The organism is Kineococcus radiotolerans SRS30216 = ATCC BAA-149 (assembly GCF_000017305.1).
Classification (GTDB): domain Bacteria; phylum Actinomycetota; class Actinomycetes; order Actinomycetales; family Kineococcaceae; genus Kineococcus; species Kineococcus radiotolerans.
In genome coordinates this window covers 1713694-1736447 of record NC_009664.2, presented here as the reverse complement: position 1 = coordinate 1736447, position 22754 = coordinate 1713694, and the positions used below count along the sequence as shown (strand labels likewise).

Annotated in this window: 19 protein-coding genes; 11 read left to right on the top strand and 8 right to left on the bottom strand. The window is 73.7% G+C overall.

Annotated features, from left to right (window positions below; genetic code table 11):
- Window positions 1-54: 54 nt before the first annotated feature.
- Together KRAD_RS08365 and KRAD_RS08360 are read right to left on the bottom strand one after the other, a co-directional pair.
- On the bottom strand, window positions 55-1251 hold the full coding sequence (locus KRAD_RS08365; RefSeq protein ID WP_012085124.1) for an endo-1,4-beta-xylanase: 1197 nt from the start codon (window positions 1249-1251) through the stop codon (window positions 55-57).
- Between the two features lie 129 nt (window positions 1252-1380).
- Complete coding sequence (locus KRAD_RS08360) at window positions 1381-2172, bottom strand: FadR/GntR family transcriptional regulator (protein ID WP_012085123.1); 792 nt, start codon at window positions 2170-2172, stop codon at window positions 1381-1383.
- Between the two features lie 86 nt (window positions 2173-2258).
- Here KRAD_RS08360 and KRAD_RS08355 point away from each other — a divergent pair, with 86 nt between their 5' ends.
- The 3 genes from KRAD_RS08355 to KRAD_RS08345 are packed head-to-tail and all read left to right on the top strand — an operon-like array spanning window position 2259 to window position 4961.
- Window positions 2259-3185 carry a proline iminopeptidase-family hydrolase gene (locus tag KRAD_RS08355; RefSeq protein WP_041291976.1) on the top strand — a complete coding sequence of 309 codons (927 nt, stop codon included), beginning with the start codon at window positions 2259-2261 and terminating at the stop codon, window positions 3183-3185.
- Window positions 3182-4582: an APC family permease gene (locus tag KRAD_RS08350; protein ID WP_012085121.1), complete on the top strand. Its 1401-nt coding sequence runs from the start codon at window positions 3182-3184 to the stop codon at window positions 4580-4582. Before KRAD_RS08355 ends, KRAD_RS08350 begins: the two co-directional genes overlap by 4 nt.
- Window positions 4583-4601: 19 nt before the next feature.
- Window positions 4602-4961, top strand: a complete 360-nt coding sequence (locus KRAD_RS08345) for a hypothetical protein (RefSeq protein WP_012085120.1) — start codon at window positions 4602-4604, stop codon at window positions 4959-4961.
- A gap of 48 nt (window positions 4962-5009) precedes the next feature.
- Here KRAD_RS08345 and KRAD_RS08340 read toward each other — a convergent pair whose 3' ends face one another.
- The gene (locus KRAD_RS08340) at window positions 5010-6503 is read right to left on the bottom strand and encodes a SulP family inorganic anion transporter (RefSeq protein WP_012085119.1); all 1494 of its coding nucleotides are present in this window, start codon (window positions 6501-6503) and stop codon (window positions 5010-5012) included.
- 309 nt (window positions 6504-6812) lie between these two features.
- The gene (locus tag KRAD_RS08335) at window positions 6813-7526 is read right to left on the bottom strand and encodes a methyltransferase domain-containing protein (RefSeq protein WP_041291975.1); all 714 of its coding nucleotides are present in this window, start codon (window positions 7524-7526) and stop codon (window positions 6813-6815) included.
- 302 nt (window positions 7527-7828) lie between these two features.
- Here KRAD_RS08335 and KRAD_RS24115 point away from each other — a divergent pair, with 302 nt between their 5' ends.
- The 3 genes from KRAD_RS24115 to KRAD_RS08320 all read left to right on the top strand — a co-directional run bounded on the left by KRAD_RS24115 (window position 7829) and on the right by KRAD_RS08320 (window position 11199).
- A complete protein-coding gene (locus tag KRAD_RS24115; protein WP_157873546.1) occupies window positions 7829-8968 on the top strand; it encodes a glycosyl hydrolase in 1140 nt (379 codons plus the stop codon).
- Between the two features lie 68 nt (window positions 8969-9036).
- Window positions 9037-10296, top strand: coding sequence for an MATE family efflux transporter (locus tag KRAD_RS08325; protein WP_041291974.1), 1260 nt, complete (start codon window positions 9037-9039; stop codon window positions 10294-10296).
- Window positions 10297-10329: 33 nt separating this feature from the next.
- Window positions 10330-11199: a hypothetical protein gene (locus tag KRAD_RS08320; protein WP_012085114.1), complete on the top strand. Its 870-nt coding sequence runs from the start codon at window positions 10330-10332 to the stop codon at window positions 11197-11199.
- Window positions 11200-11290: 91 nt separating this feature from the next.
- On the opposite strand, the gene KRAD_RS08315 is transcribed toward KRAD_RS08320, so the two are convergent.
- Window positions 11291-11905, bottom strand: a complete 615-nt coding sequence (locus KRAD_RS08315) for a serine O-acetyltransferase (protein ID WP_012085113.1) — start codon at window positions 11903-11905, stop codon at window positions 11291-11293.
- Window positions 11902-13368, bottom strand: coding sequence for a hypothetical protein (locus KRAD_RS08310; protein WP_012085112.1), 1467 nt, complete (start codon window positions 13366-13368; stop codon window positions 11902-11904). Before KRAD_RS08310 ends, KRAD_RS08315 begins: the two co-directional genes overlap by 4 nt.
- A 380-nt stretch (window positions 13369-13748) precedes the next feature.
- Between KRAD_RS08310 and KRAD_RS08305 the strand changes: the two genes are divergently transcribed.
- The gene (locus KRAD_RS08305) at window positions 13749-15200 is read left to right on the top strand and encodes a YveK family protein (protein WP_012085111.1); all 1452 of its coding nucleotides are present in this window, start codon (window positions 13749-13751) and stop codon (window positions 15198-15200) included.
- Between the two features lie 79 nt (window positions 15201-15279).
- Here the strand turns inward: KRAD_RS08305 and KRAD_RS08300 are convergent, their stop codons facing one another.
- Window positions 15280-16104 (bottom strand): hypothetical protein, encoded by an 825-nt coding sequence (locus KRAD_RS08300; RefSeq protein WP_157873545.1) that lies wholly within the window; start codon window positions 16102-16104, stop codon window positions 15280-15282.
- 234 nt (window positions 16105-16338) lie between these two features.
- On the opposite strand from KRAD_RS08300, the gene KRAD_RS08295 reads away from it, so the two are divergent.
- Complete coding sequence (locus KRAD_RS08295; protein WP_012085109.1) at window positions 16339-17913, top strand: malectin domain-containing carbohydrate-binding protein; 1575 nt, start codon at window positions 16339-16341, stop codon at window positions 17911-17913.
- A 75-nt stretch (window positions 17914-17988) separates the two neighbouring features.
- Here the strand turns inward: KRAD_RS08295 and KRAD_RS08290 are convergent, their stop codons facing one another.
- Window positions 17989-18972, bottom strand: coding sequence for a glycosyltransferase family 2 protein (locus KRAD_RS08290; RefSeq protein ID WP_012085108.1), 984 nt, complete (start codon window positions 18970-18972; stop codon window positions 17989-17991).
- A gap of 467 nt (window positions 18973-19439) precedes the next feature.
- Here KRAD_RS08290 and KRAD_RS27500 point away from each other — a divergent pair, with 467 nt between their 5' ends.
- From KRAD_RS27500 to KRAD_RS08275, 3 genes are all read left to right on the top strand, one after another.
- Window positions 19440-20537 (top strand): glycosyltransferase, encoded by a 1098-nt coding sequence (locus KRAD_RS27500; RefSeq protein ID WP_041291972.1) that lies wholly within the window; start codon window positions 19440-19442, stop codon window positions 20535-20537.
- Complete coding sequence (locus KRAD_RS24110; RefSeq protein WP_049821120.1) at window positions 20534-21700, top strand: glycosyltransferase; 1167 nt, start codon at window positions 20534-20536, stop codon at window positions 21698-21700. Before KRAD_RS27500 ends, KRAD_RS24110 begins: the two co-directional genes overlap by 4 nt.
- Window positions 21701-21927: 227 nt before the next feature.
- Window positions 21928-22752, top strand: coding sequence for a glucose-1-phosphate cytidylyltransferase (locus tag KRAD_RS08275; RefSeq protein WP_012085105.1), 825 nt, complete (start codon window positions 21928-21930; stop codon window positions 22750-22752).
- The last annotated feature ends 2 nt before the right edge of the window (window positions 22753-22754 follow it).

The following is a 22754-nucleotide window of genomic DNA, read 5'->3' as shown; positions in this document are numbered from 1 at the left end:
GGCGGGACCGACCGGGACGCGCCGGCCGGTCCCGCCGTTCGTGGCGCGGTGGGGTCAGCGCCCGCCGCGGCGCGCGTCGCGCAGGGTGGACTGCAGCGCGTAGTACGCGGGCTTGCGCTCGTAGTCGTCGGTCATGACCGTCGCGGAGCCCTCGGCGGCGAAGAAGACCGGGACCCAGGAGTACTTGTCCGTGAACCCCCAGATGGTGAAGGAGTTGCACTCCTCCACCGCGAGGCAGGCCTGCAGGGTCCGGCGGTAGTAGTCCGCCTGCTGGGCCTGCTGGGCGCTGGTCGGGATCCCGTTCTCCGGCAGCACCATCCGCACGTCGAGCTCGGTGACGGCGGTCTCCAGGCCCAGGGCGTCGAAGCGCTGCAGGTTCGCCTGCAGGTCGCCGGGGAACCCGTACTGGGTGCTGAGGTGGCCCTGGATGGCGAACCCGTCGACGGGCACGCCCTGGGCCTTGAGGTCCTGGACGAGCTCGTAGTAGTAGGTGCTCTTGGCGTTGATCCCCTCGACGCCGTAGTCGTTGAAGAACAGCTTCGCCCGCGGGTCGGCCTCGTGGGCCCAGCGGAACGCGTCGGCGATGATCCCCTCGCCCAGCCGGGTGATCCAGATGTTGCCGCCCTCGCTGGTCGGGCCGACGCGCAGACCGCTGCCGTCGTCGCGGACGATCTCGTTGGCGACGTCCCACTGCTGCACGCGCCCGGCGTAGCGGCCGACGACGGTCTGGATGTGCTCCTTGAGGATGGCGCGCAGCTCCTCGTCGGTGAAGTCGCCCTGCTCCAGCCACTCCGGGTTCTGGCTGTGCCAGAACAGGGTGTGCCCGCGCACGACCTGGCGGTTCTCCTCGGCGAACCGGACGATCGCGTCCATCGGGTAGAAGTTGTAGAAGTCGCGGCGGGGGTGGATGTACTCCCACTTCGCCTGGTTCTCCGGGGACAGGGAGCTGAACTCCGCGGCCATCCGCTCGCGGTACTCGACGTCGTAGGCGAAGGGGTCGGCGTAGTCCTGCTCGGCGTGGTGGCCGCCGCCGGCGACGGCGGTGCCGACGGCGAGGTCGCGCGGGGCGGCGCGGCGCAGGGTGTCCTGGCCGCCGTGGCGCTGCGCGGCCTGCGCCTGGGCCTGCTGGGCGTCGGCGCGGGGGGCGGCCGCGGACGGCGCGGCCGCCGCGAGGGCCAGCATCGTCGGGGCGAGGGCCAGCCCGACGAGGCGCCGGGCGGTGGTGGTGGGGGGAGTTCGGTGCAGACGCATGGTTCGCCTTCCGTCGGCTTCATCGCCAGGGCAGCGGTGTTCCGGAAGACTTCCGGAACCCGTGGGGGGACTGTAGGGAGGCTGTGCGCGCGCGGTCAAGACCCGTGACCCTGCGGTACCCCCCGCGCGTCACGGCGCGGTGGGGGTCCCCGCGGGGAGGGCACCGGTGCGGGCCAGGGCCGCGCTCAGCAGCTCCAGGTCGATGGCGACGTGGGCCCGGGCGATGCGCTCGGCGTCGTCCGCGCGGCGCCCGGCCACGGCGGCCACGAGGTCGCGGTGCTCGCGCAGCGCCCGCGCCTCCATGGCGTGCATGCCCTCCGGCGCGCCCCACAGGTGCGCGGGGGCCCCGATGCTCAGCTGACCCTCGAGGTCGGCCAGCACCCGGCGCAGGGTGTCGTTGTGGGCGGCGTCGATGAGCGCCAGGTGCAGGGCGCTGTCGGCCTGCTGGGAGGCCAGGCCCGAGCCCGCCGCGGCGTAGGCCTCCAGCGCCGCCCCGATCCGCTCCAGGTCGGCCGGGGAGCGGTGCTCGGCCGCGGCCCGGCAGACCGCCCCGTGCAGGCGGGCGATGGCCTCGCACAGGTCGCGCAGCTGCGCGTAGGTCGCGGACAGGGTGCGCCCGACGATCTCGGTGGAGGAGTCCGGCCACTGCTGGAGCACGAAGGAACCGCCGTGGCGGCCGCGGTGGGTCTCGATGAGCCCCCGCCGGGCCAGGTGGGCGAGCGCGGCGCGCACCGTCATCCGCCCCGCGCCCAGCGCCGCGGCGAGGTCGCGCTCGGGGGGCAGGCGGGACCCGGGCAGGTACTGCCCGGTGGCGATGGCCGTGACCAGCCGCTCGGTCACCGCGGCCACGCGGGGGCCGCCCGTCCCGGCCGTCCCGGGCGTCGCGCCCGCCCGCGACCGCGCCGCGTCCGTCTGCGTCATCCCACCGTCCTCGCCTGGCGTTTCGACCAGATTAAATCCCGGGCAATGGTCTTGTGCGAGACCTTTCGGCTGAGCATGCTCTCGCCATGCCCGCCACGACCGTCGAGTCCCGCACCCTGCCCGTCCTGGGCCACGAGACCTGGGTGCAGGTCACCACCCCCACCGACCCCCGCCCCGGGGCGCTGCCGCTCGTCGTCCTGCACGGCGGCCCCGGCATGGCCCACGACTACGTCGCCAACCTCGCCGCCCTCGCCGCCGAGACCGGCCGCACCGTCGTCCACTACGACCAGCTCGGGTGCGGGCGCAGCACCCACCTGCCCGACGCTCCCCCCGGGTACTGGACCCCGCAGCTGTTCGTCGACGAGTTCCACGCCGTCCTCGCCGGCCTGGGGATCGAGCGCTGCCACGTGCTGGGCCAGTCCTGGGGCGGGATGCTCGGCGCCGAGATCGCCGTGCGCGGTCCCGCCTCCCTCGTCTCGCTGGCCATCTGCAACTCCCCGGCCTCGATGTCGCTGTGGGTGGAGGGCGCCGCGCAGCTGCGGGCCGAACTGCCCGCCGACGTCCGCGACGCGCTGGACCGCCACGAGGCCGCCGGCACGACGACCGACCCCGAGTACCTGGCCGCCACGCAGGTCTTCTACGCCCGCCACGTCTGCCGGACCACCCCGGTCCACCCCGACTTCGCGGCGACCGAGGCCCAGCTGGAGGCGGACCCGACCGTCTACCACACCATGAACGGGCCCAACGAGTTCCACGTCGTCGGCACCCTGCGCGACTGGAGCATCGTCGACCGCCTGCCCGCGATCGCCGTCCCCACCCTCGTCGTCGCCGGCGAGTTCGACGAGGCCACCCCCGCGACCTGGGCCCCGTTCGTCGAGCGGATCCCCGACGTCACCAGCCACGTGTTCCCCGGCGCCAGCCACTGCAGCCACCTCGAGCAGCCCGAGGAGTTCCGCGCGGTCGTCGCCGCCTTCCTCGCCCGCCACGACGACACCGCGGGGGAGTCGCGGTGAGCGAGCAGCAGCGCACCCTGGAGTCCTTCGGCTACCGGCAGCAGCTCAAGCGGTCCGTCTCCACCTTCGACCTGCTGGTCTACGGCCTGGTGTTCATGGTCCCGATCGCGCCCTGGGCGATCTTCGGGACCGTCTACGACAGCGCAGGGGGCATGGTCCCCCTCGTCTACCTCATCGGCCTCGTCGCCATGCTCTTCACCGCGCTCGCCTACGGGCAGATGGCGAAGGCGTTCCCGCTGGCGGGGTCGGTGTTCTCCTACGTCGGGCGCGGGGTCCACCCCGCGCTGGGGTTCCTCGCCGGCTGGGTGATGCTGCTGGACTACCTGCTCATCCCGACGCTGCTCTACGTGTTCGCGGCCGAGTCGATGGTCGGCATCTTCCCCGGCAGCCCGCGGTGGGTGTGGGCGCTGGTGTTCGTGGCCGTCAACACCGTGGTGAACCTGCTGGGCATCAGCTCGCTGAAGCTGGCCAACCGGGTGTTCCTCGCGGTCGAGATCGTCTTCGTCGCCGCCTTCGTGGTCATCGCCGCGACCGCCCTCAACGGCGGGACGATCCCCGGCGCGGAGTGGGGGGCGACGCCGTTCTGGGACTCCTCGCAGGTCAGCGGCCCGCTCATCGCCGCGGCGCTGTCCATCGCCGTGCTCAGCTTCCTCGGCTTCGACGGGATCTCCACCCTGGCCGAGGAGACCACCGGCCGCCGGAACCCGGCCGGGCGGGCGATGCTCATCGCGCTGTTCGTCGTCGCGTCCCTCTTCGTCGTCCAGACCTGGCTGGCCAGCCTGCTCGCGGCCGGGCGGGACTCCTTCGGCGAGGCCGCGGCCGGCAACGCGTTCTTCGACCTCGTCGAGGCCGCCTCCAGCCCGGGCTGGAAGACCGCGTTCCTCGTCGTCAACGTCGTGGCCGTCGGCATCGCCAACGCCATGGCCGCGCAGGCCGCCACCTCGCGCCTGCTGTTCTCGATGAGCCGCGACCGCCAGCTGCCCGCGTTCCTGTCCCGCATCAGCGGGCGGCAGGTCCCGGTGGCCGCGATCCTCGTCGTCACCGCCCTGACGCTGGTCCTGGTGCTGTTCTTCGTCGGGCAGATCGCGCTGATCTCCTCGCTGGTGAACTTCGGCGCGCTGTTCGGGTTCTGCCTCCTGCACGTCTCGGTGGTCGTCCACCACCTCGTGCGGGGGCGCTCGCGGAACCTCCTCCTGCACCTGGTCTGCCCCGTGCTGGGGTTCCTGATCATCGGCTACGTGCTGCTCAACGCCGGGGCGCCCGCGCAGATCGGCGGGACCGCCTGGCTCCTCGTCGGGGCCGTGGTGCTCGCGGTCAACCTGCGCTCGGGCCGCGGGGCCCCGAGCCTGCCGGCGGCGGGAGCGGCGGAACCGGCGGAGGCGGCCGGCCGCTCCTGAGGCGCCCTAGGGTGGGTGCGTGAACACGACGTGGTGGCGCACCCACCCGGTGGGCCGCCGGCTCCTGGCCCTGCTGGTCTGCGAGCTCCTGCTGGTGCTCGTCGCGGGGCCCGGGCTCGGGTCGCTGCTGGGGCTGGCCCTGGACGTCTGGCTCGTCCACCTCGTCCGGCGCAGCAGCCGCCTGGCCTGGGCGGTCCTGCTGGGGCTGTCGGTCCTGACCGCCGGCCTCGCGGTGCTCACCCTCGTGGTGGTGGGCCCGGGGGTCGCGGCGGCGGCGACCCTCGCGCTGGAGGCCGCGGTGCTGGCCCTGCTGCTGACCCCCGCCGTGCGCGGCTGGGTCGGGCGCTCGGGGCTGCTGTCGCTGCCCGGCGAGCACTGAGCCCCGCGGGGACGACCACCGCGGGGAGGCCCGCCGCGGGGACGGGGCCTACTCGGCGCTGACCCGCCCGGCCAGCCGGTCGTGCAGCGCGGCCGTCGCGGGGTTCATCCCGACGACCTCGACGTGCTTGCCGTGGTCGGCGTACTTGCGGCCCACGGCGTCGAGGGCGGCGATGGAGCTGGCGTCCCACACGTGCGCGTCGCTGAAGTCGATCGTCACGTCGGCGGGGTCCCCGGCGTAGTCGAACTGCGTCACCAGGTCCCCGGAGGAGGCGAAGAACACCTGGCCGTGCACGGTGTAGCGGCGCCGGCCGTCGGCGTCGGTGCCCGCGCGCACCTCGACGAGGTGCGCGACGCGGCGGGCGAAGAGCACGCAGGCCAGCAGCGTCCCCCCGAGCACGCCGTAGGCGAGGTTGTGGGTCAGCAGCACGATGACGACGGTGAGGGTCATCACCGAGGTCTCGCTGCGCGGCATGGCCCGCAGCGTCGACGGCTTGACGCTGTGCCAGTCGAAGGCGCCGTAGCAGACGAGGAACATCACGGCCACGAGCGCGGCCATCGGGATGCGCGCCACGACGTCGCCGAACCCCACGACGAGGACGAGCAGGAACGCGCCGGCGAGGAACGTGGACAGCCGGGTCCGCGCTCCGGAGACCTTGACGTTGATCATGGTCTGCCCGATGACGGCGCAGCCGCCCATCCCGCCGAACAGTCCCGTGACGATCTGCGAGGTGCCCTGGCCGATGCACTCGCGGGTCTTGGAGGAACGGGTGTCGGTGAGCTCGTCGACGAGCTGGGCGGTCATCAGCGACTCCATCAGCCCCACGAGCGCGACGCCGACGGCGAAGGGGGCGATGGTGCGCAGGGTGTCCAGCGACAGCGGGACGTCGGGCAGGCCGAGCGTGGGCAGCGTGCGCGGCAGGGCGCCGTCGTCGCCGACGGTGCGCACGTCCACGTGCAGCAGGACCGTCGCGACGGTGAGGACGACCACGGTGATCAGCGGCGCGGGCACCGAGCGCACGAACCGGGGCACCAGGACGAGCAGGACCAGGCCCGCGGCGAGGACCCCGTAGCCGGCGACCCCGGCGTCGCGCAGGCTGGGCAGCTGGGCGATGAAGATGGAGATGGCCAGCGCGTTGACGAAACCGGTGGTGACGCTGCGCGGGACGAACCGCATCAACCGCGCGACCCCGAGCAGGCCGAGGACGATCTGCAGGACCCCGGCCAGCAGGATCGCCGCGACGAGGTGACCGACGCCGTGGCTGTGCGAGAGCGGGGCCACCACGAGGGCGACGGCGCCGGTGGCGGCGGAGATCATCGCCGGCCGCCCGCCCACGAACGAGCTGGTCACACCCATGACGAACGACGAGATCAGCCCGACGCGGGGGTCGACCCCGGCCACGATGGAGAACGAGATGGCCTCGGGGACCAGGGCCAGCGCGACGACGAGACCGGCGAGGACCTCGGTGCGCAGCACGCGCGCCGAGGTCAGCCACGGCGGGCGGCTCAGGGCAGCACGGGGCGACGGGACGGTTCGGGGCACCCGGGAACTCTAACCTCGCGTCAGGGTCTCCCGGCGCCCCGTCCGTCACCGGGGGGTGCGGACCACCCGGTCAGCGCGGCGCGCCGCCCCGCCCGCCCTTGCCGCGGAACTGCGACACGGCCTCGGTCAGCTTGCGCCGGGTGGCGGGGTCCTTGGCGGCCCGCTGCACCTGCTGGGTCACGCGCTTGCCCTCGGGGGACTTCAGGAAAGCCCCCACCTTGCTGATCAGCCCGGCCACTGTCGTCTCCCCGCTCTCGTGCGCTCGTCCTGCCCTGCTCGCCCAACGGTGGGGCCTGCGGGGGCGTTCCGCTACTCGTGCTTGCGCAGGACGACGGCCACGTCGGTGACGGTGAAGAGGAAGTGCCCGGCCCGCGCGGCCGCGCGCAGGCCCTCGACCCAGCCCGCGGCCCGCGCGGTCAGGGCGGGGTCGTCCCCGGTCGCGGCGAGGATCCCGGTCGCGACCTTCCAGGCGACGGAGTCCTCGTCGAAGCGGCGGTGCGGGTCGGCCCAGGAGTGCACCGACTCCACCGCGAAGGGGCTGCGCGCGGCGTGGCGCAGCAGCTTGCGGCCGGCGAACCCGTCGCCGCGGGTCCCGCCGCCGGGGACGTGGGCCACGAAGCGGTCGAGCAGCTCGCGGGTGAGGGCGTCGTCGTCGCTGGTGAACAGGGCGGTGTCCCAGTCGGAGTGGGCCAGGACGGCGGTCCCGCCCGGGCGCAGCACGCGGTGGACCTCGGCCAGGTGCGCGCCCACGTCGGCCAGGTGCTCGACGGCGTTGAGGGAGACGGCCGCGTCGACGCTGCCCGTGGCCAGGGGGAGGTCCTCCAGGCCGGTGATGTGGGCGCGGACCCGGGGGTCGAGCAGCAGGTCGTCGTCGAGGGTGGAGCCGACGTCGACGGCGTGCACCAGGCGGGGCCCGCGCTCCAGCAGGGCGCGGGTCGTGCGGCCGCTGCCGCAGGCGAGGTCGAGCACCACGGCCCCCTCGACGGCTCCGGCCAGCGTCGTGACGTTCTCGAAGCGAGACACGCCGCAGAGCCTACGATCCGCCGCCCGGGGCGCGGTGGCCCCCCGATTCGTCACCGCTGGTGAAGGGGTTTCCGCTCTGCGTCACCCCGCTGATCCAGGTGGTCGAGATTCGGTGCAGGAGCACTCTCACGCAACGTCAAAGTCTTGCGGGCTCACCTACAGTCGGGGCAGCACCACGGGTGCGCGCACGGCCGGGGGGCGGTGCGGTCGACGATGGCGGGGGTCCTGGCGGCGCCGAGCGGCACGAGCCGCCGGCGACGTGGCGGGCACCCGCCCGAGGGGGAAGGCGGAGCTGCGCAGTGGTGGACACGACGCACCGGGAGAGCCCCGCGACCGGGGGTTCTCCGGCGCCGCGCGAGCACGGGCGCCGCAAGGTCATCGGAGCCGGCCTCGGGGTCCTGGCGGCCGCCGCCGCCGGGGGCGGGGTGTACTGGGCCACCCGGGGGGGCGACGCGCCGGGCCCGAGCACGCCCGCCCCGCCGTGGACGCCGCCGGCCCACGTCCCGGCCTCGGAGCTGGACACCAAGTGGGTCGGGGTCCAGACCCACGACGTGGCCGTCGCCGAGTCGTTCGGCGCCTGGCTGGGACGCCCCCTCGACGTCGTCGTCGTCTTCAACTCCGACGCGAACTGGGCCGCGCTGTCCGGACCCTGGTTCGCCATGGCCCCGCCCGCGGGCCAGGACTGGGGGCAGTGGGTCCGCGACGACCCCGACACCCGGACGCTGGTCGTCTCCACCGGGCTCGTCCCCGCCGGTCCCCCCGAGGACTGGCGCGCGCGCGGCGCGGCGGGGGAGTACGACGCGCACTGGACGACGTTCGCCGAGAACCTCGTGAGCAAGGGCCTGGGTTCCTCCATCGTCCGGCTGGGCTGGGAGCTCAACGGCGACTGGTACGAGACCCACTACATCGGCAGCACCGAGGCGCAGCGCGAGGCGTGGAAGGCGTACTTCCGCCGCATCGTCCAGATCATCACCGCCGTCGAGGGCGCGGACTTCGAGATCGACTTCAACATCGCCGAGGGCCAGCAGGACTCCGTCACCATCGACGAGATGTACCCCGGCGACGACTGGGTCGACATCATCGGCGTCGACGTCTACGACTCCTACATCTCCCCGATCGACCCCACCGCGCGCTGGGAGGAGAAGGACGCCAAGGTCAACAGCCTCTCCGCCGTCATCGCCTTCGCCGCCGAGCGCGACAAGCCGATCAGCATCCCGGAGTGGGCGATGGTCGCCGCGGGCGACACCCAGGGCGGTGGGGACAGCCCGGAGTTCGTGAACCAGATCGCCGACGCGGTGGTCGGGGCCGAGGTGCGGTACCAGGCGTACTTCAACGTCCCCGAGGGCGGGGTCGGCATGACGCTGGCCGACGCCCCCCGCGGGCGGGCCGCGTTCCTCTCGCGCTTCGGCGCATCGGGTGACGCCGGGCCGGTGGCGGGGTGACGGCCGGTAAGCTGGCGGACGTGCCGGGTGGTGTGAGGGGACGCTTGCGGAGCGCGAAGTCCTCGGGGATGACGCGCGGCCTGTGGAACATCGCCGACCAGGTCGTCTCCAGCGGGAACAACTTCCTCGTCCAGCTCGTCATCGCGCAGTTCGCCAGCAGCGGCGAGTTCGGCGCGTTCGCGATCTCCTTCGCCGTCTTCTCCGTGGCGATCGGCCTGTTCCGCGCCGGCGCCACCAGCCCGGTCGCGATCCGCCTCGCCTCCGCCGGCGACGCCGAGTTCCGGCGCGGCGCGTCCGCGGCCGTGGGCACCACGGTGATCGCCGGCGTCCTCGCCTCGCTGGTCATCGTGGCCGGCGCGCTGGTCCTGCCGCTGAGCCGCACCATCGAGCACAGCCTCCTCGCCCTCGCCGTCGTCCTGCCCGGGCTCCTCGTCCAGGACGCGTGGCGCCAGGTGCTGTTCGCCCGGTTGCGCCCGGCGGCGGCGACGCTGCTCGACGCGGTGTGGGGGCTCCTGCAGGTCGCGGCCGTCGTCGCGCTGCTGCTGGCCGACCAGCACTCCCCGGTCGCCTACATCCTCGGCTGGGGCGGGGCGGCGTTCGCGGCCTCCTTCGTCGGGGTGGCGCTCTCGAAGCACTGGCCCGCACCGCGTCTGGCCTGGAAGTGGCTGCGCGAGCAGTGGTCGCTGACCCGGTACCTCGTCCCCGAGTTCGTGGTGCTGCAGGGCGGGAACCAGTTCGCCACGATCCTCGTCGCGCTCGTCCTCGGCGAGGCCGCGGCCGGTTCCATGCGCGGGGGGAACCTCCTGACCGCGCCCGTGGCGATCCTCGGCGCGGGCATCAGCTCGTTCGCCGTGCCGGAGTTCGCCCGGCGCAAGCACCAGCTCACCTCCCGCCAGTGGTACCTCGGGGCCGCGGGCCTCGGCGGCATCGTCCTGGTGGCGGGCGTCGTGTGGGGCTCGATGTTCCTGCTGCTGCCCGACGCCTTCGGCGAGACCATCCTGCGCGACAGCTGGGCGGGTACGCAGGTGGTCCTCCTGGCCCTCATCGTGGGCCAGGCCGGGACCTCGATGGCCGGCGGTCCCACGACGATGCTGTACGCCATGGGCCGGGCCAAGGACACCCTGCGGGTGCACGTCGTGCTCGCCGCCCTCGTCGTCGTCCTCCCCGTCACCTTCGCCCACCTGTGGGGCCTGCAGGGTGCCGCGTGGGCCATCGCCGTCGCGTTCTGGGCCGTCGTCCCGTTCTGGTGGATCTCGCTGCGCAAGGCCATCGCCGCCCAGGTCGCCGAACGCGACCCCGACGGCGACGTGGCCGTGCCGGTCGCCTGACCGCACGCCGCCGTTCGACACCCTGGGGGAACCGTGAAGGACCAGCTCGTCTACCTCTGCTACGGCAGCGGCCCGATCGTCGCGGAGACGGAGTTCTCCATCGTCTCCGCGTTCCGCCTCGAACCGCAGCCCCGGCACGAGGTGGTGGTCTACACCGACGCGCCCCAGCGGTTCGCCCACCTGCCGGTGCGCACCGTCGTCCTCGACGAGGAACTGCTGGCGCGCTGGAGCGGACCGGACGGCTACACCCACCGGCGCAAGCTGGAGGCGGTCGCCGCGGCGCTGCGGTCCACCACCGGGCGGGTCGTCTTCGTCGACGGCGACACCTGGTTCCACCGCCCGGCGGGGGAGCTGTTCGAGCGCGTCGACGCCCGCCACGGCCTGATGCACGTCGCGGAGAACCACCTCCTGACCTCGGGCCTGGACTACAACCGCGAACTCGCCGAGCACCTGCGCGCGGGCCGGTTCACCGACCGCGCCGGCCGGCCCTACGACTTCTCCGCCGACCCGCGCTCCTGGAACTCCGGCGTCATCGGCCTGACCGGCGAGCACGTCGAGCTCGTCCACGAGGCGCTGCACCTGCTGGACCAGCTCCAGCCCGCCGGCCTGCGCGTGCACACCCTGGAGCAGTTCACCCTCGGGGCCGTCCTGGAGCGTTCCCTGGAGGTCCGGGAGGCCATCGACGTCGTCTACCACTACTGGCGGACCGAGGTCCGCCACCCCGCGCGCGAGGACCTGCTCCGGACGCTGGAGGCCACGCGCGGCCTGGACCTGGCCGAGCGGGCCGAGGCGCTGCACCGGGTCCGCCCCCGCCCCCGGGGTCTGGTGCGGGCCCGCTACGGCCTCAGCCGCGTCCTCGGCGCGACCGGGGTCCGGCGACCGGTCGTGCGCGCCAGCGCCTGAGCCCGCCCCCGCGGACACCCGCACGCGCCCCGCACGCACCGGAGCCCGCCCCCCGACGAGGGGGGCGGGCTCCGTCGCGTGCGGGGCGGTCTCAGACCGCGGGGGCGGTCGCGGTCCCGGCGGCGGCCCGCGCCGCCAGCTCGTCCAGGCGCGGGTCCGACCCGGGCCGGCGCGGTCGCGACGTCGCCGGCGCCCCGGTGGCCACCGAGTCCGCCGGGACGTCGCGGGTGACCACCGCGTTGGCGCCGATGACGGCGCGGTCCCCGACGGTCACCCCGCCCAGCACGCACGCGCCGGCGCCGATGGTGACGTCGTCGCCGATGCGGGGCTGACCCGGCCGGGACCCGTCGCCGAGGGTGACGTTCTGGTAGATGCGCAGGCCGCGGCCGACGACGACGTCGGGTCCCACGACGATCCCGGCGGAGTGCATGACGCACAGCCCCTCGCCGATCGTGGCGAAGGGGCTGATCTCCGCCCCCGACCCGCGCAGGGCCCGGGCCTGCAGCGCGTGGGCCAGCGGGACCGCCCGCGGCGCGACCTGCTGGGCCAGCCGCAGCAGCACCACGGCGCGCACCCGCGGCACCAGCGCGACGCGGGCGGCGACCTCGGGCAGCCACTGCGCGGTCGAGCGGCCCTCGGGGCCGACCATGTGCTCCAGGTCGCGGCGCAGCGCGGACAGCGGGCCGGCGGGGCGGGGTCTGCTCATCGGGTGGCTCCAGTCGGGGAGGTGGGGACGACCGTCCAGGGGATCGACGGCGCGGTGCCGAACCCCGGCCGGTCCGCGGGGGAGGGGGCGGGGACCGCCGCGGTGCGCCCGGCGAAGAGCACCGCCATCGGCAGCACCACGTAGAAGATGTTGGCGGCCAGGAAGCTGGAGGAGGTCACCGCGTTGAGGAACACGGCCGCCAGCGCCACGGCGGGCGCCGGGGAACGGCGGACGACGGCCACGTACAGCAGCGCCCCCACGAGGACGGAGGCGGGCAGGCCGTACTCCAGGACCATCTTCGCCCCGCCGGCGAAGCTGATCGGCAACCCCGACCGCGCGAAGATCGCGTCGGAGATCCGGTCGGCCATGCCCGGCCCGAGCCCGGTCAGCAGCGACCACGGGTCGTCGGACCAGCGCTGGAGCAAGTACTCGTAGGGCTGCACGAAGCGCAGGCTGCCGCTGGAGTTGGACTGCCCGGCCTCACCGGTGCGGCTGAGGAGGATCGGCCCGATGGGGCTCAGCAGCGCCGCGACCACGCCCACCGCGAGGACGACCGCGGCCCGCGCCGCCCACAGCCCGCCGCGGCGGACGGCCAGGACGAGCAGGCCGAAACCCAGGACCATGAAACCGGTGCCCGTCACCGTGCACACCAGGGCGACGCCGAACACCGCGACCCGCCACAGCTGCCGGCCCCGGCTGAGGGTCGAGAGCAGGGCCAGGGCCAGGAACTGCGAGAACACCGACGGTTCCACGAAGACGAACGCGTTCGCCTTGATGACCGGCGAGCCGTACTCGATCGGGTAGGAGGTGTTGTAGCCCTGGAAGACGAGGTCGGGGGGCACGATCTCGCGGACGTAGTCCGTGTAGGACCAGGCACCGCTGAACTGCGCGAGCATCTGCACGATGCCGAGGACGGCGAAGACGAGCATGAAGGTCTCGAACCGCTGCTGGACCCGGGGGAACAGGTGCCGCCGGCGTTCATCCACCCGGAAGCACAACGCGGCCCAGGTGACGACCAGCAGCAGCAGCGAGGTCAGCGAACCCGTTCCGCGCCAGGCGATGTCGACGAGCGCGAACACCGACAGCGTCCCCATCGCCAGCAGGTAGGTGCGGACCGAGGCCCCGTCCTCGCGCAGCAGGCCGTGGTAGGCCAGGTAACCCAGCGCAGCCGCGACGATCGGGATCGTCACCGGCACCGGGGAGCCCAGCGGCAGCGCCAGGCGCTGCACGACGGTGAGGGAGACGATCACGACGGTCATCGCGACCATGACGCGGGCGTCGGCGGTGCTCGTGGTGCGCCGGTGCGCCCGGTCCTCGTGGTGGTCCGGCGTCCCGGGTCCCCCGGCGGGAGCCGCGCCGCGCGGTGCGCCCGTGGCCGCCGGTCGCGGAACCCCCGGCCCGGCCGGTCGCACCGTGGGTGCCGCCGGCCGCAGACCCGTCCTGCGCTGCAGCGCCTCGCTCACGCGTCGTTCCTTCCGTTCGTCCGGCGCGCCCCCCGACGCAGGCCGTCGCGGTCCCCCCGCGGTGCCTCATGCTAGGTGCCGGGAGGGTCGCGAGGAGGCCGCCCGGGTCGGTTCCCGCTCCGGTGGGCGGGCTCTCCGTGACAACTTCACACGTTCGCAGCAGCGCCCTCACCCCCGTTCGGCCGCCTGCGTGACGAGGCCCCACGGGCACCCGTTCGAGGTGCGATAGTGGCGCCGCAGCAGTGGTCGTGCGTTCGATCACACGACGTGAGTGGCGCAGAGCAACGCGTCACGGACGGTGGGGGGGCCGGGGGAACCGGCCCGCTGCGAAGAGGGGGGGCGCAGTCCTTGCGCCACGTCAGGGAAGGGACTGGTAGTCGGTGACAACGAGCTCGCACGTCCGGAACGGTTCTGGTGCGTGGGGCGCCATCAGCCGTCAGCGGTGGAAGATCCTGGCGGTCGCCGTCCTCATGGCGGTCCTGGGCTACGTCCTGCCCTCGCAGCTGCTGACCCCGTCCTACGCGACGACGTCGACCATCACGCTGTCCAAGGACCGCCCCTACGACCCGACGACGTCGAACGCCTCCTCGCTGGGTGACCCCACGAAGTGGGCGACCCTGCAGGCCGCGGTCGCCGGTTCGGAGACCGTCCTGGCCGTCGCGGAGTCCACCCTGCCGGTGGACCTGCGTCCCACGTTCCGCGACGGCCTCGAGATCGTGGCCGTCGACGAGTCGAACCAGATCACCGTCACCGCCGCCGCCGAGGACCCGCAGGACGCGGCCACCATCGCCGACGCCGTCGCCACCGCCTACCAGACGGTGAACACGCAGAAGGTGCAGCAGGCCACCACCGCGGCGCTGGCCGCCGTGGGGTCCGACACCGACCAGCAGCAGACCGTCAACCTCAACGCCAGCGCCTACGGCAACGGCATCTCGGTGCTCGACGCCGCCCCGGTGCCCACCGTCGCGTCCCCGCCCTACGCGTGGCAGATCGCCGTGCTCGCCGGCCTGGTCGGCCTGCTCGCCGCCTCCGGGGCCGTGGCCTGGCGGGCCCACCTGAACCAGCGGGTGGACTCCCCGCCCCTGGAGGACGTCGCCGAGCTCGGCCGGTGGACCTCCGCCCCGCGCGGGCGCGGCATCGGGGACCAGAACTCCGTGGAGTCGCGCAACGCCGGCATCGTCCTCGTCGGCCTCCAGCACCTGGGCCACCTGCGCACCCCGCGGCTGGAGGTCTCCAGCGTGCTGGTGACCGCCGCCACCGGGAACGCGGGGGCGCTCGCGACGGGCCTGGCCGCCGCCGCGGCCCGCTCCGGCCGCCGGGTCGTCCTGGTCGACGCCGACGAGGACGGCAGCCGCCTCGCCGCCTTCGGGGCGCCCGTGGCCGGCGCGGAGCAGCGCATCCTGCCCGAGCGCCGCTGGAGCGAGGAGATCCACCCCTGGGTCATCGGGGGCGGGGCCGTCGTCGGCGTCCTGCCGCTGGAGGCGCGCTCGCTGCAGCCGCACGTCGTGGGCGCCGGCGTCCGCCACCTCGTCGAGGCCGGCTACCTGGTGATCTTCGTCGGCGGGTCCGTCGTGAACTCCCCGGTGGCGTTCGCCGTCGCCGGTGAGGTCGACGCGGTGCTCGTCCAGATCGAGGCCGAGCCGCGCGCGGAGGTCGTCAGCCGGACCCTGGCCCAGCTCTCGATCGCGGCCCCCTCCGTCGTCGCGCAGGTCGTCGTGGGCGACACCAGCAACGGCACCCCCGCCTCCGGGGAGCGCGGCGAGCCGCTGCGCCAGCGCCCCGTCGCCCAGCCGCCCGCCCAGACCCCCGAGGTCTCCGGCCACCGCGGCTGACGCCCCGCGCGCGCCGAGGGCCCGGCCCCACCTCGCGGAGGTGGGACCGGGCCCTCTGCGCGTCGTGCCGCGGTGCCGCTCAGCCGGCGGCCGTGGCGATCTCCTCCCACGGCCCGGGCGCGATCCACCCGAGCTCCATGTGCGTCGCCAGCGCCGGTGCGGCGCCCAGCAGCACCCGGCGGCGGGAGGGCCGGCGCAGGGAGCGCAGGTCCACGGCCGCGCGCATCCCGAACAGGTACCCGCGCCGCAGGGCCGACCTCCAGGCCGCGGTGCCCTCGGGCGGGGCGTGGTGCTCGACGAGCTCGCGCAGCGCGAAGCGGCGCCGGCCCTGCAGCGTCAGGCAGCTCGCGTAGTCGAAGTCCCCGCCCGAGAGGGCGCACAGCACCAGCAGCCGCTCGTCCTCGCGCAGCGCCCCGACCCGGGCCGCGAAGGTGCTGGTCGTGCTCACCACCGGCGACCAGCGGACCGGGGCACCGGTGTCCTCCACCGCCTCCCCGTAGGGGGCGAAGTAGTCGGCCCCGGCGTGGGCGGGGTCCGTCACCGCGTCCACGAGGGCCACCAGGGCCTCGGGCCGCCACAGGTAGTCGTCCTCGGCCAGCAGCAGGACGTCGTCGGCGGCCCAGGAGCGGCGCCGGGGCAGGGCCAGCGCGGCGAGGTAGCTGCGCCGGTTGGAGCCCCCGACGATCCCCACCGGGTCGCCCCAGGCCCGCATGAGCTCCACGCGGTCGGCCGGGATCGGCCCGTCGTTGAGGAAGACCACCTCGACGTCCGCCGCCGGGCGCTGCGAGCGCACCGCGGCCACCGCCCGGCAGAAGGACTCCAGCCCCACCCGCTTGCTGTACCAGGGGGGGCGCCCCTTGCTGTTCTCCCCGCCGTGGGAGCGGTAGACGACGTGAAGTCTCACCCACCGATGGTAGCGATCGGGAGCCTCCGGGCGCGGTTCCCGGCGCCCCGCGATCACGGTGGGGGTGCTCATCGGCACGACGGGTCCCCGGGCTGAGGAGAAAAGACGAGATTCCCCCTCAAGGAGCAGTGGGTAGCTGCCGATGTACGGAGCGTCACCCCAACGGGCCGTACCGGTCCGTCCGCCACCTTCGGCGGACGGTGCCCTGAGCACAGCGAGGTTGATCCACCCCCCATGAGCAAGCTTGCCACCCTTCTCCTGACCAGCACCGCCGCCGCCGCCGTCGCCGGGGCGGTCGTCGTCCCGGTCTCCGCCCAGGCCGCCGACAGCACCCTGCGGTTCGGCACCGCCAAGACCCCCTTCGTCGACCGCACGGGCAACACCTGGTCCGCCGACTCCGGCTTCATCGGCGGCTACCAGGTCACCGCCGACCGGTTCGTCGACATCCGCGGCACCGACAACGACGCCCTGTACCAGTCCGAGCGCTGGGGCATGTCCGGCTGGCGCACCCCGGTGGGCAACGGGACCTACGAGGTCACGCTGAAGCTGGCGGAGACGTTCTTCACCTACCGCAACGCGCGGGTCTTCTCGGTCACCGCCGAGGGCCGGCAGGTCGTCAAGGACCTCGACATCTACGCCACCGCGGGCCCCAACACCCGTCTGGACAAGACGTTCACCGTCTCCGTCGCCGACGGCTCCCTCGACCTCGGCTTCTCCGCCACCCGCAACAACGCCAAGGTCGACGCGATCCAGGTGAGGAAGGTCGACGGCGGATCCCTCGTGACCCCCACCCCGCGCCCGACGAACTCGACGCCCGTCGTGACCGCCCCGCCGACCACGACCCCGCCGACCACGCCCCCGCCGGTGACGACCCCGCCGGTGACGACCCCGCCGGCCACCACCGCGCCGCAGCCGGGCACCCCCAACGCCTCCGGCCACGCGTGGAAGTCCGGTTCCTCCGGCGTCGGGGCGGCCGACGGGCGCTTCGCAGCCTGGCGCGGCAGCAAGCTCGACGTCGTCGCCAGCTGGGCCGGCAACGCGGACAACTCCGCCAACTTCTACACGCTGTGGAACGGCGCCGAGTACGGCAGCTGGAACGGCTCGATGGACATGGCCGTCGGCGGCATCGACGCCGGCGAGACCTGGGCCCAGGCCGCCAGCGGCCGCTACGACGCGCGCTGGCGCCAGTCGCTGACCAAGCTGAAGTCCCTCTGGGGCGACCGCCAGGGCACCATGTACATCCGCTTCGCGCACGAGATGAACGGCTACTGGTTCACCTGGAGCGTGAACAAGGCCAACCACCAGGACTTCATGACGTCCTGGAAGCGCTACCGCGCCCTGCAGCGGGAGATCTTCCCCGAGGCCAAGCTCGTCTTCTCCGTGAACAAGGAGACCAACGGGGCGGGCATGGACTGGCGGCAGTTCTTCCCCGGCAAGCAGCACGTCGACGTCCTCTCCGTCGACTACTACAACAACTGGCCGTACGCGGCGACGCTGGACCAGTTCCGGCAGCAGTCCTGGGAGAAGGACGGCTACGGGGCGCCCAAGGGCATCAACGCCCACCTGGAGTTCGCCCGCAGCCAGGGCCTGCCGCTGTCGGTCTCGGAGTGGTCGGGCAACGCCGACGACGGCGACTCGCCCGCCTTCATCCAGGGCATGCACGAGTTCTTCAAGGCCAACGCCGGGAACGGCGCGGGTCAGCTGGCCTACGAGGTCCAGTTCAACGTCGACATCGACAACCGCCGCTGGCTGCTGGGCGACGGCACCCGCATGTCGAACTCCTCGGCGGTGTACCGGGACCTCTTCTGAGCCGACCGGAGGCAGGACGCAGGGGCGGGGTGCGCACGCACCCCGCCCCTGCGGCGTCGGGCCCGGGGCGCGGACCTACCGGATCCGCTCCATCACGACCCGCCCGGCGACGGTGGCGCGCCCGGTGGTCACGCCCTTGACGTAGGCCCAGTGCTGGGCGGCGCGGTCGGTGCGGCGCAACGCCCTGCACTGCACCGTGCGCACGGCGTACCCGGCGGCGAGGACGCCGCTGATGCCGTGGACGGCGACGGCGCCGTGGTGGCGGGCGAGGTAGCGGCGCATGGCCGCCCCGCGCAGGCGCAGCATCTCCAGCGACGGGGCGCCGGAGCCGCCGGCGGCGTGCGGGACGATGACGTCGGTGCGCAGCTTCTCGCGCAGTCCCGCGGTGCGGGCGCTGCGGCCGAAGGCCATGTCCTCGTTGTAGACGTAGAAGTCCTCGTCGAAGCAGCCCAGGTCGACGAAGGTGCTGCGGCGCACCGCCATGCAGGCGCCCGTCGTCCAGTCGACCTCGAGCGCCTCGCCGGGGGCCGGCTTGGCGTACAGCCCGGCGCGGGGGAACACCTTGTGCAGGCCGGCGGCGTGCACGAGGGCGCGCACCGCGGTCGGTTCCCACCCGCCGACGCCGAGCTCGACCCGGCCGTCGACGCCGGCCATCGTCGCGGCGGAGGCCGCCAGCCCGGGGTCGGCGGCAACGTCGCCCACCAGGGCGAGCAGCTGCGCCAGCTGCGGACGGGAGTCGGGGTTGCCGAAGACCAGGAACTCGCGGGTCGAGGTGCGCGCGCCCGCGTTCGCGGCCCGGGCGAAGCCCTTGCCGCCCCCGGAGTCGACGTAGCGGGTGTTCGGGCGCTGCGCCGGCAGCTGCGACAGCCCGTCCACGTCGGAGGCGTTGTCGACCACCACGACGGGCAGCTCGTCGGGCAGGTTCTCCAGCAGGGCGCGGATCTGGTGCCCGCTGCGGTAGCTGACCAGCACCAGCTCCACGTCGCCGATCGGCACCGCGCCCCCCGCGGCGGCGGCCGCCCCGTCCTGCGCACCACCGGTGGTGCCCCTCAGATCCACGCCCACGTCCGTCCCGTCCCCTCGTCCGTCCCCCCGTCCCGCGCCGTGCTCGGCACCGGGACCCGGTGCATCGTCGCCGAGCGCGGCGCGCGGATCCAGTCCTGACCCCCGCGGGGAGCGCCCGTAGGGGTGACGCCGTGCGCGGACGGGAGCTTCCCGCCCCGGCCCGGACCGCCCCGGAACCCGAAAGGACATGACTCCGCGTTTGTTTCAACTCACGCAGGGTCATATTCCTTGCCCCGCACGAGGCCATTCCGGAGAAACTACGTTCCGTAGCCATTAGAACACGTAACCCGTTGTTGCTGAGGGGGAGTCACCCTTGCAAGAATGCCCCGATCACCTCGCCGTCGACGCGAGGGCACCGGGGTGCGGTGAGGGGGGTTCGACGACCGACCGGTCGCCGGATTTCACCGGCCCCGCAGCTGTTGGGGGTTCAACACGTGGAACTGCGCCGTCCGAGTCCGGCGGTGGGGGCACTCACCGTCATGTCCTTCGCGGGGCACGTCATGTACCCGCTCTACCTGCTGGCCAGCGAACGCCTCGCGCCGCGCAGTCCCTACCGGCCGCGGCCGGGGGAGGCCGACTGGACGTGGGACGACGTCGACGTCCTCATCCCGGCCTTCGGCGAGGCGAGCATCCTCGCCGAGACCGTGCCGCAGCTGCTGGGCGAGGGCGTCCCGCTGGACCGCATCACCGTCGTCGTCGACGAGGACGAGAAGACCCGCGCCGTGGCCGAGGAGCTCGGCTGCCGCGTCGACTGGTCCCCCACCCGGGCGGGCAAGGCCGCCGCGGTCAACCGCGGGGTGGGCAACTCCTCGGCGGACATCGTCGTGCTGCTCGACGCCAACGCCTTCGTGCCGGGCGAGGGCCTGCGCGCCCTCATCGACCGGGTCGCCACCGACCTGCACCTGGCGTCGGGGGTCCGCAAGGAGTCCGGCGCCCAGGACGAGGGCCTGTACTGGCGCTACGAGAACTGGATCAAGCAGACCGAGGCCGGGCGCGGCGGGTCGCTCGCGCTCGTCGGCGAGGCCGTCGCCCTGCGCCGGGAGTCCTTCCGGCCCATCCCGGGCTCGGTCCTCAACGACGACCTCTTCCTGGCCTTCGACTTCGCCCGCCGGGGCCTGGACGTCGGCGTCGTGCCCGAGTGCGTCGCCGTCGAGGACTCCGCCCCGCGCGGTGACCAGCTCGAGCGCCGCGTCCGCATCATGAGCGGGCAGCTGCGGCTGTTCTGGGGCTTCCGCCGGTCCTTCGTGTCCGGGGACGACAAGTTCCTGCACTTCGCGATGCACAAGGGCTGGCGCTCCACGCTCGGGCCCGCCGCCCAGCTCACCCTGACCGCGGCCTGCCTGGCCCGGCCCCGCAGCCGCTTCAGCCAGGCGTTCCTGCTCGCCGAGGCCGTCTCGGTCGCCGCCTACCTCAAGGGCGACAAGCTCCAGGGCCGCGCGGCCGCGCCCCTGCGGGTCCTCGGCCAGGCCGTCGGCATGCCGCCGGTCGTCTTCGCCCTGGCCATCCCGCGGGCGCTGGGCCGTTCCCGCAGCGGGGCGTGGAAGAAGCGCACCAGGTGACCCCGCGCACGGCCTGGGTGATCGCCAAGCAGCTGCCGGCCAGCACGGACTCCGGCGGGCGCCAGCGCATCCGGGCCGTCATCGACGCGTACGCGCAGGTGTTCGACGAGGTCCGCGTCGTGGGCTTCGACACCTGGCCCGGGTGGCGGGAGGTCCTGCCGGGCCACGTGCGGGTGCACGAGGTGGCGGCCCCGCGGCCCACGCCCGCGGCGGTCCTGAGGGCGTCGCTGTTCGCCGGGAAGTGGTTCTCCGCGCAGATCCACGACCTGCTCGCCGCCGGCGTCCGCAGCTCCGACGTCGTCCACGTCGACTTCCCGCAGATGGCGGTCAACGTGCCGCGCGACGTCCGCATCGACGTCCTGGACCTGCACAACGTCGAGTCCGACCTCGTCGCCCGGCGGCTGCGCACCGAGAAGCCGCTGGCGGCCCGGGTGCTGGCTCCCGAGGTCGCCCGCTTCCGGCGCTTCGAGCTCGCCACCGCCCGCCGGGCCCGGCACGTGACGGCCTGCAGCCGCCGCGACCAGGAGGTCCTCCGGGCCGCCGGGGTGGGGAGCACCTTCGTGCCCAACGGGGTGAGCGCGGTCTCGCACGTGCCCACGCCGCCGCCGGGGCGCCGGACGGCGCTCTTCGTCGGCGCCGTCGACTACGGTCCCAACCGGGCCGCGCTGCGCTGGTTCCTCGACGAGGTGTGGCCGCGGGTGCTCACCCGCGTCCCGGACGCGACCTTCCTGGCCGTGGGGCGCGGGCTGTCGGGCGCGCACCCGCGTCCCACGGGCGAGCCGGACGGGGTGGAGTTCCACTCCGACGTCGCCGCGGTGGACCCCTTCTACGCCCGGGCCGACGTGTGCGTGGTCCCGCTGCTGTCCGGCGGGGGCACCAAGATCAAGCTCGTCGAGGCGCTGTCGCGCGGACGGGCGGTCGTGACGACCAGCCTGGGGCTGGAGGGGCTGGAGGAGCACCGCTCGGTGCTGCGCGTGGCCGACGGGGCCGACGCCTTCGCCGCGGCCCTCGCCGAGCTGTTCGAGGACCCGCGGGGGGCGGCGGCGCTCGGGGCGGCCGCGGCCGACGTGGCCCGGTCGTTCTCCTGGGAATCCGCGATGACTCCGCTGCGTGACATGTTGTCCGCGATTCGTGGTGGTAATGGCGCAGAAGTGGGTCATTAGCCCGCTCTGCTGAAGTTCACGCTCCGTGTTCGTGCCGCTGTAGTAGCCTCGCAGCAGCACCTCGACGGGGAAACCGGTGGCTCGGATTCGTGGGGGGTTCGGACCGCCACCGGTGCACGTTCCCGGCGTCCTGAGGGTGCCGTTCCCCCACGTGCGACGCCGGCCCACCGCCAGGTGGGCCGTCGCCGACGAGACGCGACCGATCCGGTTCCGAGTGAGGGAAAGACATGACCGACGTCAGCAATCCGCAAACCCCCGTCTCCGAGATCCCCGTCGTCATCCTCTGCGGAGGCATGGGGACCCGGCTGCGCGAGGCCAGCGAGAAGCTGCCCAAGCCGCTGGTCGACATCGGCGGTCGCCCGATCCTGTGGCACATCATGAAGCTGTACAGCTCCTACGGCTTCCGGAAGTTCGTCCTGTGCCTGGGCTACAAGAGCGACCTCATCAAGCGCTACTTCCTCGACTACCGGATCAACGCCGGCGACTTCACGCTGAACCTGTCCAGCCAGGACAACCCGACCTTCCACACCAACGGGGTGCAGGAGGACTGGGAGATCACGTTCGTCGAGACCGGGCTCACCACCGCGACCGCGGCCCGCATCAAGCGCGTCGAGCAGCACCTGACCGCCGACAAGTTCGTCCTCACCTACGGCGACGGCCTCGGCGACGTCGACATCCTCAAGACGCTGGCCGACCACGAGGCCGGCGGCCGCCTGGCCACCGTGACCGCGGTGCACCCGAGCTCGCGCTACGGCGAGATGCACGTCACCGGCGACACCGTCACCGAGTTCAACGAGAAGCCGACGCTGGCCGACGGCTGGGTCAACGGCGGGTTCTTCGTCTTCGACCGCGCGTTCGCGGACAAGTACCTCGAGGACGACCCGGACATGATGCTCGAGCAGAAGCCGCTGCAGACCGTCGCCCGCGACGGCCAGCTCACGGTCTCCCAGCACGAGGGGTACTGGCTGGGCATGGACACCTTCCGCGAGTGGACCGAGTTCAACAAGCTCTGGGACTCCGGCAAGGCCCCGTGGAAGACCTGGGAAGACTGAGA